General features: G+C 48.5%; 6 protein-coding genes. All 6 read left to right on the top strand.

Translation table 11 applies throughout. The features are described from left to right. Nucleotides 1–499 precede the first annotated feature (499 nt). On the top strand, nt 500–937 hold the full coding sequence (locus tag QN379_RS19580) for a CZB domain-containing protein (protein WP_322239252.1): 438 nt from the start codon (nt 500–502) through the stop codon (nt 935–937). Nucleotides 938–1,463: 526 nt separating this feature from the next. After that, on the top strand, nt 1,464–1,637 hold the full coding sequence (locus QN379_RS19575) for an SDR family NAD(P)-dependent oxidoreductase (protein ID WP_322239250.1): 174 nt from the start codon (nt 1,464–1,466) through the stop codon (nt 1,635–1,637). Nucleotides 1,638–1,663: 26 nt separating this feature from the next. After that, the gene (locus tag QN379_RS19570) at nt 1,664–2,086 is read left to right on the top strand and encodes an SDR family NAD(P)-dependent oxidoreductase (RefSeq protein ID WP_322239248.1); all 423 of its coding nucleotides are present in this window, start codon (nt 1,664–1,666) and stop codon (nt 2,084–2,086) included. A 22-nt stretch (nt 2,087–2,108) separates the two neighbouring features. Continuing rightward, nucleotides 2,109–2,219, top strand: coding sequence for an SDR family oxidoreductase (locus QN379_RS23745; RefSeq protein ID WP_369124727.1), 111 nt, complete (start codon nt 2,109–2,111; stop codon nt 2,217–2,219). A gap of 345 nt (nt 2,220–2,564) precedes the next feature. Further along, nucleotides 2,565–4,931 (top strand): DEAD/DEAH box helicase, encoded by a 2,367-nt coding sequence (locus tag QN379_RS19565; protein ID WP_322239246.1) that lies wholly within the window; start codon nt 2,565–2,567, stop codon nt 4,929–4,931. Between the two features lie 261 nt (nt 4,932–5,192). Next, nucleotides 5,193–7,694, top strand: coding sequence for a DEAD/DEAH box helicase (locus QN379_RS19560; protein ID WP_322239244.1), 2,502 nt, complete (start codon nt 5,193–5,195; stop codon nt 7,692–7,694). Nucleotides 7,695–7,975 lie beyond the last annotated feature (281 nt).

The following is a 7,975-nucleotide window of genomic DNA, read 5'->3' as shown; positions in this document are numbered from 1 at the left end:
ATGAGCGGTCACGATGCGCCAGAATGGTCGGTCACGATAGACCAGAATCGGTGGTCACGATCGGCCAGAATACCCAGGCCACACTTCACAGTGTGTAGTCACCGAACTATCAAATATCACATCTGATTTCCATCAATGCAAACATTCTCACTTAAGTAAATAGCCATAATTGTCATCAATGACGAACCATTTCGTTTGACCAATTTCTAATATCTCGCTTAACTAGATAAACTTCTTTTATTCGACGTTATTCATTACAAAACTGTGTTCCAGCATTACCATCCGGTTCAAATTAAACAGGTGATATTCGACCATGGCATATTTGCAGGCAGTCGTTGGAAAGCTTTCAGAGGCCCACGTCTTTTGGGTGATGCACTTCAGAGACTAAAAATTCTGCGTGGCGATGTTGCAGCCGAAGACTTCAGGTTATGGCAATGTGGCAAATGAATTGCTGCAATATCTTTGATTATCAATAAACTAAAAACAGGGAGTGTCATGCATGTTGAAATTTTTTAAAAATATCTTTGGGGCGGATAGCAACTCAAAGCAGAACGGACCAAATGAAGTGTCCGAAATGCAGCTTAAGACTATTCGTGAGTTGAATGTTAGCGCCGCGATTGCGGCGCATGAAAACTGGAAAATTAGGTTAGATACTTATCTCGCGGGAAAATCTAGCGAGGATCTGCGTCCGGAAGTTATTTGTTTCGATAATCGCTGCGACTTGGGAAAGTGGTTACACGGATCTGCACGTGAGCAGCTAGGAAAATACGCGTCGTTTCAGCAACTTGTTGCGGAACATAAAAATTTCCATTATCACGCGTCCAATGTCGTCAGCCTGAATCAATCAGGGAAAAAAGAAGAGGCGCAGAAGTTGCTCACAAATGGATTTCAGCAGTCCAGCGAAAGGGTTATTCGACTACTCGGCGATATCGCATAATCGGCATACAGAAAAACCATTGCGCTCAGCCTCGGCGATTGTATCTATCTCAAATGCGTCGCGGCTTTGCGCTTTTCATATGGCAATAAGACGGTTAAACAGTACAACTCCAAGTTTGAGTGTAAGGATCGGTTAGATGTACGATTTTACAGAATGAATAATTTCGGGCATGTCGCAATAAGCACCATACTAAACTTGCGACGATGCGCAATAATCCCTTATAGTTAACAAAGCGGGATAACCGAAATAATGTATCTAAACCCGACTGTTTGATTCCGACTGATTCATCACTTTTTTATTGAATGAATCTAACGTCGGGAATAAATATGCAATTGAATTTAACGCTACCACAATATTCTTTTGACCATCCTATCGGGCGCTCATGCCTTTTTTTGAGGCCTTTTTTTCGGGCTATCTGTATTACTCAAATATGACTCAGATTTTTTGATCAGACTTTTTGGTCTGAATTCCCCCGGCAATGGTCATCCACTTATTGATGAAGCCTTGTTACGGGCCAGGTGTTTTGATGAAATTATATAATAAGGTCGCCATCGTCACTGGTGCACAACGCGGCATTGGCCTCGCTATTGCGCAGAGATTCATGCGTGAAGCGCATACGTTATTATTGCTGACATCGTTGATGCAACAGAGCAGGTTTCCACGTTGCCGGAGCAAGGGAAACATAAAATGCGTTTTGTAAAAACCGATGTCGGGTCATAGGGCGCAGTGCAAGAATTAGCCCAAGAGGTATTGGATTTTCATCGTCGTATAGACATCCTCATTAATAATGCTGGTGTTGCATTTGCTAAGCCGGTGACAACCACTGCCAAGGACGAATGGAACTGGTTGATGCGAGTCAATCTCAAAGACGTATTCCTTTGTTCAAAACCAGTCATTCCTATCATGCGTGAGAGCGGTGGCGGTATCATCGTCAATATCGCTTCAGAGGTTGGGCTGGTTGGTGAAGTTGGTGTTGCCGCCTATTGCGCGTCAAAAGGCGAGGTGGTGATGTTGAGCAAGGCGATGGCGATGGACCACGGGCCCGAAGGTGCTCGTATCAATTGTTTGTGTCCAGGCCCGACAACAACGGCCTTGCTGGAAGATGTATTTGCTAGCAATCCTGATCCGGTAGGAACGCAGGAGCTTTGAGCAAGCAACTGTTCTGAAGCGGTTGGGAACCCCAGATGAAATCGCAGCAGCAGTTGTGTTTCTCGCCAGCGACGAATCATCGTTTATGGCAGGTGCTAATTTAGTTGTGGACGGTGACTGGACTGCTCGGTAAATGGCAAAAGGAATCAACCTAGAATGGAAGTCTCGCAACGCTTGATGCCAAAAGAGCGCGCACTAACCATTGTGTCGCTCTAATTACTCGCATTAATACACTTACTAATATACTTATTACTAAGCTTGATATTAAGCTGGTGTATGGACAAGGCGTGGGGCCACATTCACACCAATCAACATTTTTTCCAGACCTGCGTTACTATTTTATCGGCGAGAGCGGCTGAAGTTATCTTACGTACAAGTAGGATACCTAGCGTCAATAAGCCCCGATGACCCTACAACAGAGTAAACTACGCATCACATTGTTTCGCATAGTGCGATTCGAGCAAACCTGCGAGTTATCATGTCAGAAACACCTATTCCCTTATTCGCCGATTTGAATCTCAGTGAGCCGCTGTTACGCGTACTGAAAGAAGTCGGATATGAGTCTCCGTCCCCGATTCAGGCAGCCACCATCCCGATTCTTTTAGCGAATCGCGACGTGTTGGGTCAAGCACAAACCGGGACGGGAAAGACCGCCGCCTTCGCTCTTCCGATTCTGTCCCGCATTGATATCAAACAAACAACCCCGCAGGCGCTTGTCTTAGCGCCGACGCGTGAACTCGCAATTCAGGTTGCAGAAGCCTTTCAACGATACGCCGCCCATATTCCCGGTTTTCACGTTTTGCCTATTTATGGTGGCCAAAGTTATGAGCCGCAGTTAAGAGCTTTACGCCGTGGTGTGCACGTGGTGGTCGGTACGCCAGGTCGCGTGATTGATCATTTGGATAAAAATACGCTGGATTTGTCGCAGCTGAAAACCTTGGTGCTGGATGAGGCCGATGAAATGCTGCGCATGGGATTTATCGACGATGTCGAGAATATTCTTCAGAAAACGCCAGATACACGTCAGACAGCATTGTTCTCCGCAACGATGCCATCGGTCATCCGACGTATCGCAAAAACGTATTTGCGCGACCCATCTGAAATCGCAATTGCAGCAAAAACTGGCACTGCTGACAACATTCGTCAACGCTATTGGTTGGTAAGCGGCATGCAAAAACTAGAAGCGCTCACTCGCATTCTAGAGGCCGAAACGTTTGATGGCATGATCATTTTTTCGCGCACAAAATTGGGTACCGAAGAATTGGCCAGCAAGTTGCAAGCGCGTGGATTTTCTGCGGCCGCAATTAACGGCGACATCCAACAAGCACAACGCGAACGCACCATCCAACAGCTAAAGGATGGACGCATTGATATTCTGGTCGCCACCGATGTCGCAGCGCGTGGTCTCGATGTCGAGCGTATCAGTCACGTCGTCAACTACGATGTGCCGCACGATCCGGAAAGCTACACCCACCGGGTGGGGCGCACCGGTCGCGCCGGTCGTAGCGGCGAGGCAATTTTATTTATTACACCACGTGAGAAAAGTCTTCTAAAAGCGATCGAACGGGCGACACGCCAACCCATTGAGCCGTTAATATTGCCAAGCATTCAAGCTGTCAATGATGTCCGTATTGCGAAGTTTAAAAGTCAGATAGGCGAGATGTTGAGTCTTGGTGACTTGGAGCAATTCCGCGCCATCATCGAAGAATATGAACGTGAAAACAACGTTCCTGCCATCGAAATCGCTGCCGCGCTCGCAAAAATGGCGCGTGGCAATGTACCGCTATTGCTGGATAAAAATCAGCGTGAAGCGTCGCCTACTTCGTCCTGGTCGGACGAGCGGTCTTCTCATGCAGGCAAATTTGATCGTCCCGAACGTGGTGAAAGAGCAGAGCGTTCAGAAAGATTCGATCGCAATGATCGCTCGGATCGGAATGAGCGTCCGGCAGCCCCAAGGAAAGAGCGTGTTGATCGCGCAGCAGATGTCGGCATGCAAACCTTCCGCATAGAAGTCGGCCATACGCACGGCGTCAAGCCTGGCAATATCGTTGGCGCGATTGCTAACGAAGCGGGGATCGATTCAAAAAATATTGGACGCATCGAAATATTCGATAACTATAGCGTGCTGGATTTGCCGAACGACATGCCTGCTGAACTGCTTGAACATCTCAAAACTGTATGGGTAGCAGGTCAGCAATTACGTATAAGTGCTGATGGTGCGACGGCCAGTGCTGGACATAAATCTGCTACATCGCCAGCGTCGGCAACATCGAAGGCAGCTTTTTCCCCCAGCAATCCGAGAGAAAATAGTGCCTCGCCGTCCGATAAGTTTGAACGTAAGGAACGTTCTGAATCACCGGACCATGTTGCGAGATCTGAGTTTCCAAAAAAAGAACGCAATGATCGTAAACCTGATGCCGGTATGGAGCGCTTCCGTATTGAGGTCGGAAATGAACACGGTGTGAAGGCTGGCAATATTGTGGGCGCTATCGCCAACGAAGCTAGTCTGGATTCCAAATATATTGGCCGCATCGAAATATTTGATGATCACAGCACGCTCGATTTGCCAGAAGGTATGCCAAAAGAACTGCTCGAACATTTAAAAACTGTCTGGGTGGCAGGGCAGCAACTACGTATTAGTCACGCTGGTGAGCGTTCGCAAGCATCCGAAAAATTTGCGGGCAACAGCAAATCTTTTGCTTCTCCAAAAATGGGAGGCGACAGACGCGTGGGTGAGAAACAAAGCGATAAACCACCGTTCAAAAATAAAAACGATTTTAACAACCGTTCTGACGCTGCAAAAACAAAACCTAAGCCACATCGCAAAGGTCCTAAACCGGCCTGATGTAACCAGACTGATTTAGTTCGGGTAACGTAATGCGCGTGATGGGCATTTTTGCGAAAGTGCTCCGAGTGAATTGGTCGCCATTTGCTGGTGAAGCCTGTACAACAGTGATGGCTGCTATCTGAATCTCGTGATCGTTTAATCAATGATCACGAGATTGTTATTTGTCAATCCGACGCGTGATTGGGGTCCTTTATCACTAGCTTTAACGCTTTGATACATTGTTCATACTGCCTCTTCTTCTGCTCAGATAGATGATCCATGCTCCCGAATAATGCTCCCGTATCGATGGGTCATTTCCGCCCACGACTGACGCTGCAAACTTTAAGCCGTGGTGACGGTCTTTTAGGGATGAAACCATCTGGTCCATTTGGCCCCCGTGGCGGGCTAGTGACGGTCGTGCGTATCATGTGGACTTATACCAATGATGAGGGCTTGTATTGGGAAACCCCTGCGCCAATCGCGCTATTAAATCGACGCCCTTCATCATCGCAATACGCCGAGGATGCATTAGGGCAACGCGTGTTGACACGCAATTTTGATGCAGAAGCTGACGCATTGGATCGCGTGTGGGATGTCGGTTTGCACCCGCTCCCCAGCGAAAATTTGCAGTGGCGCACGGCTAGCGACGGGCAAGAGTTCGCCTCACTTTGGACGCTTGTACAAGAAGGTTTTTTTGGTGATTTCTGGGCCGACCAGTTGCCGATGTTGCAAGCGGAAGGTTGGTCGGTGGTAGTGCATCCAGGCTTTGCGCACGAAAGCGTGGCGGTGGATGCGTGGCATCTCACTGTCAGCACGGAAACCGGCGAAATACGCAATAAGGAAGTGATTTCGCGCATGCGGAACCGGCCTCAGGCTTTAACAGCATTAAGTCAACCTTCCGGTGAATCGTGGATGTTGACGCTAGGTATAGAGATTGACGGAGAAATACTGGACCTGACACCGTTACTAGCGAATTTATTGCAACGTGATGCACGCTGGCTTGACGCCAGAAGACTGGCGTTGATTGATGACGATGCAGTGATCCTGCTACGTACGCCAAACGGAAAGCGGATTGCGGCGGAGGCCGCGCCGCTTAAGGTAATTGTAGGAAGCATGCTGGACTTGCTGACCGATCCGGATCGTAAGGATGGTCCGCTACAACTGTCATCCTGGGATGCTTATCGTCTCGAAGCGATGCGTCTACATCTGATGAATACGCAGGCGCAACGCGCAGGCAAGCACGGCGCCTGGCAATTACGTGGAGACGTCGGATTACGCGAGTTGGCGCAACGATTGCAACAATCGTCTGGCCCACAACCGATTGAGGCACCATCCGGCTTGGGTGTCACTTTGCGGCCGTATCAGTTACATGGTGTGGCGTGGTTGCAATATCTGCGCGCGCAAAATTTGGCTGGCATCCTGGCGGATGACATGGGCTTGGGGAAGACCGCTCAGGCGCTTGCTCATCTACTGATAGAACAGCAATCTGGTCGACTGGATCGTCCAGTATTGATTGTCCTGCCCACCTCGCTCGTCTTTAATTGGCAATCTGAAGCAAAACGCATGGCACCAAGTCTGCGTGTTCTGACGTTGCAAGGGCCAAACAGAAAGCAGGATTTTTTTCGCATAGCAGATCATGATGTCGTCCTGACGACATATCCTTTGCTGTGGCGTGACCGAACCATCCTCGAAGCGCAAGATTTTTACATGCTGATCTTGGATGAAGCACAGACCGTTAAGAATGCCGCAGCCCGCAGTGCGAACGCCGTGCGCCGTATAAAGGCGCGTCATCGTCTCTGCATTACAGGCACACCGTTGGAAAACCATCTCGGTGAGTTATGGACGCAATTCGATTTTTTGATGCCCGGTTTTTTAGGAGATGCGCGCAGTTTTATGCGCTTATGGCGCAAGCCAATTGAAGTAAGCGGTGAAACGTTGCGGGCACAGTTATTGGCGCAACGGATACGGCCTTTTATCCTGCGACGACGCAAGGATGAAGTCGCCACTGAGTTACCCGCCAAGATCGAAGTGATCAAACGTTTGCAATTACAAGGCCAGCAGCGCGCGCTTTATGAAAGTGTGCGTGTGGCCGCTGACGAGCATGTGCGGCGTATATTAAAGCGCAAGGGATTTTCTGGAGGACAAATCACCATCCTCGACGCATTACTCAAACTACGACAAGTATGTTGTGATCCATATTTACTAAAGGGAATACAACACGCCAAAACAATGGAACGCGCCAAGTTAGAAATGCTGCGCGACATGCTGCCGTCGCTGGTCGCCGAAGGTCGTCGCATTCTGGTATTTTCTCAATTTACTGAATTACTCGGCATGCTCGAAGCTGAGCTCAAGCTATTGGGAATCCCTTGGCTTGCCCTGACCGGCAAGACGCCGCCAGCAAAGCGTGGTGCATTAGTCGCGCAATTTCAAAGTAAAACCGTACCGATTTTGTTGATTAGTCTAAAGGCTGGCGGCGTCGGTTTGAACTTGACCGCCGCAGACACCGTTATTCACATGGACCCATGGTGGAATCCGGCTGTTGAAGAGCAGGCTACGGCCCGCGCGCATCGTATTGGGCAAGAGCACGTGGTATTCGTCTACAAACTGGTGATCGAAGGCAGTATCGAAGAAAGAATTTTAGATTTACAAGTTCGCAAAGCAGCGCTGGCCGAAGGAGTGCTGGGCAGCGACGGCGCATTGGCACAGAAATTTAATACGGAAGATCTGCAATTTTTGTTAGCGCCGTTGCATTCGGCCACGGGAGCCGGCAGCAGCTCTTAATTAGCGAGAAAAGTGATCGACGTTTGTTGAAAAAATAACGCATTAATGAAGTGCTAATTGGGTCATTTTGCTTTCTCTACCAATTTTTTCTCCCTTGCTCTAGCGCTAAAAACCAATATTTATCATTGATAAATGATCTGCTTTGGTTCTGGCGTGGGCATAATTTATTGCTCGTTATAACGTTCCCGCATATCCAAAAGCAAATGGCGGTTATTTACCTATCATGATGGGTCCGATACTTTACATACCATAAGCTGTATTTGTGGGAAATATTCACACAT

Source organism: Glaciimonas sp. Gout2 (assembly GCF_035018905.1).
Lineage (GTDB): Bacteria > Pseudomonadota > Gammaproteobacteria > Burkholderiales > Burkholderiaceae_D > Glaciimonas.
The sequence above is the reverse complement of the archived record's forward strand: the minus strand, read 5'-3'. Positions and strand labels throughout refer to the sequence as shown.

Coding starts and splice junctions, on each gene's coding strand:
- QN379_RS19580 (WP_322239252.1), top strand. CDS start 500: ATGTTGAAATTTTTTAAAAATATCTTTGGGGCGGATAGCAACTCAAAG.
- QN379_RS19575 (WP_322239250.1), top strand. CDS start 1,464: ATGAAATTATATAATAAGGTCGCCATCGTCACTGGTGCACAACGCGGC.
- QN379_RS19565 (WP_322239246.1), top strand. CDS start 2,565: ATGTCAGAAACACCTATTCCCTTATTCGCCGATTTGAATCTCAGTGAG.
- QN379_RS19560 (WP_322239244.1), top strand. CDS start 5,193: ATGCTCCCGAATAATGCTCCCGTATCGATGGGTCATTTCCGCCCACGA.